General features: G+C 64.9%; 2 protein-coding genes and 1 pseudogene. 1 reads left to right on the top strand and 2 read right to left on the bottom strand.

Annotated elements, in window-relative coordinates; all coding sequences use genetic code 11:
• Positions 1-176 precede the first annotated feature (176 nt).
• Positions 177-1,079: a DMT family transporter gene (locus tag EOA86_RS31860; RefSeq protein WP_128345235.1), complete on the top strand. Its 903-nt coding sequence runs from the start codon at positions 177-179 to the stop codon at positions 1,077-1,079.
• Here EOA86_RS31860 and EOA86_RS31855 read toward each other — a convergent pair whose 3' ends face one another.
• Both EOA86_RS31855 and EOA86_RS31850 read right to left on the bottom strand, forming a co-directional pair.
• Positions 1,080-1,892, bottom strand: a complete 813-nt coding sequence (locus EOA86_RS31855) for a helix-turn-helix transcriptional regulator (RefSeq protein ID WP_128345233.1) — start codon at positions 1,890-1,892, stop codon at positions 1,080-1,082.
• A gap of 76 nt (positions 1,893-1,968) precedes the next feature.
• Positions 1,969-2,166 (bottom strand): annotated as a pseudogene (locus EOA86_RS31850) (uracil-DNA glycosylase); the annotation flags it as partial.

Genomic DNA, 2,166 nt, shown 5'->3' with positions numbered 1-2,166 from the left:
GTGCCCGCCTCGCCTGCTCCCTTGATGCCAAGTGCATTGGTGGTCGAGGGCACGTTGCGGGTCTCGAAATGGAAGAACGGGAAATCGTCGGCGCGCATCTGGGCTGCGATCCAGGAAGCAGCTGCTAAGTGAACCCGACGGACCATCCCGGCGGGCACAACACGCTGACCGGGATCATGCTCAAGATCGTGTCGGTGGCGGTCTTTGTCGCCATGTCGTCCTGCATCAAGGCGGCGGGCACGGTGCCGGCCGGCCAGATCGTCTTCTTCCGCTCCTTTTTCGCCATCTTTCCGATCGTCGTCTTCCTGGCCTTCCAGGGAAAGCTTGGCACCGCGTTTTCGACCAAGCGCCCGCTCAACCACATTGCGCGCGGCGTTGTAGGCGTCTGCGCCATGGGGCTTGGCTTCTTCGCGCTGATACGGCTGCCGCTGCCGGAAGCGATCACGCTGAACTACGCACAGCCGCTGCTGGTGGTGGTGTTCAGTTCGATCTTCCTCGGCGAAGCGATCCGCGTCTATCGCTGGAGCGCGGTTGCGGTTGGACTGGTCGGGGTGCTGGTCATCTCATGGCCGGAACTGACGCTGCTGGGTTCGGGCGCAGCACTCGGCGATCAGGAGGTGCTCGGCGTCATCGCCGCCCTGGTCGCGGCAGCGATCTCGGCTGTCGCCATGCTGCTGGTGCGCAATCTCGTCCAGAGCGAGCCTACGGCAACCATCGTGCTGTGGTTTTCGGTGACGGCGAGCGTCCTGGCGTTGCTGTCGCTGCCGTTCGGCTGGCAGGCGCTGACCCCGGTCCAGGCGGGCCTGCTCATTGCTGCAGGCTTTTGCGGCGGGGTCGCTCAGATTCTGATGACGGCAGCCTATCGCCATGCCGAGGCCTCGGTCGTGGCGCCCTTCGAATACACGTCGATGCTGCTTGGCATAGTCGTCGGCTATCTCGCTTTCGGCGACGTCCCGACGGTTCATATGCTCATCGGCGGCCTGATCGTCGTTGCCGCTGGCATCTTCATCATCTGGCGCGAGCGACAGCTTGGCCTCGAACGTGCCCGCCCCCGCCAGGCGACCCCGCCGCAAGGATGATCAGGGCAGCTCGGCCCGGTCTTTCGCCAATCGCACCAGCACCGTCCGCGTTTGTTCGTCGGCGGGGAAAAAGGATTCGATCGCCAGTTCCGACAGCGTCACGTCAAGCGGCGTGCCGAACACGGTGATGGTGCTGATGAACGACAGCACGGCATCGCCATGCGCGAGCCGCAGCGGGTGCACGATCGCGTTCGGCTCAACCGGCACCGGCCGTGCGCCGTTCAGGGCGGACCGATAGGTCCGAAGCTCGCGCTCCAGTTCGACCAGCACCGGATCGCCAGTAGCGTCGTTCTGGCGTTTCAGCCGATCGAGAAGATGCGCGCGCCATTCGGCGAGGTTGACGATGCGCGGCGCGACGCCACCGGGGTGCAGACTGAGCCGCAGCACATTGACCGGGGGCGTCAGCAAGGACGCCTCGGCGACGTCGGCGAGGAACGGGCCGATGGCGGCGTTTGACGATACTAGGTTCCAGTGCCGGTCGACAGCGAGCGCTGGGAAGGGTTCGTGCCCCTTGAGCACGATCTCGATGGCTGCCATCGCCGGCGCCAGCGAGGCATCGGTGAGCGAACGCTCGCTGAAGCTAGGGGCAAAGCCCGCGGCCAGCAGGAGCTGGTTGCGCTGCCTCAGCGGGATCGACAGCTGCTCGGCCAGATGCAGCACCATGTCGCGCGAGGGCGCCGCGCGGCCGCTTTCCACGAAGCTCAGATGCCGCTGCGAGATTTCGGCTTCCATGGCGAGATCGAGTTGGCTCATGCGCCGGCGCGTGCGCCATTCGCGAATAAGGCTGCCGGCGGAAGTCTGGGTTGCTGTCATAAGCGCATGACTAGGCCGGCAGCGGATGTATTTCAATTACCGGGCAGGTTATAGCGGGGCGAAGAAACGCTGGTCGTCAACCGAGCGCCCGCAGCTTCGCTTTCACCGTGAGGAAATCCCGCCACGCCAGCTTCTTGTGAGCGGGGGTTCTCAAGAGATAGGCCGGGTGAAGGGTCGGCATGGCGGGAATGGCAATACCGGAGGCGGTCGTGTGGACGCGCCAATTGCCGCGCAGCCGCAGGATGCCCTCGGTGGTGTTGAGCAAGGTCTTTGC

Origin of the sequence: Mesorhizobium sp. M5C.F.Ca.IN.020.32.2.1 (genome assembly GCF_004023105.1) — a bacterium.
Classification (GTDB): Bacteria; Pseudomonadota; Alphaproteobacteria; order Rhizobiales; family Rhizobiaceae; genus Mesorhizobium; species Mesorhizobium wenxiniae.
This window is presented reverse-complemented; position numbering and strand designations above follow the sequence as displayed.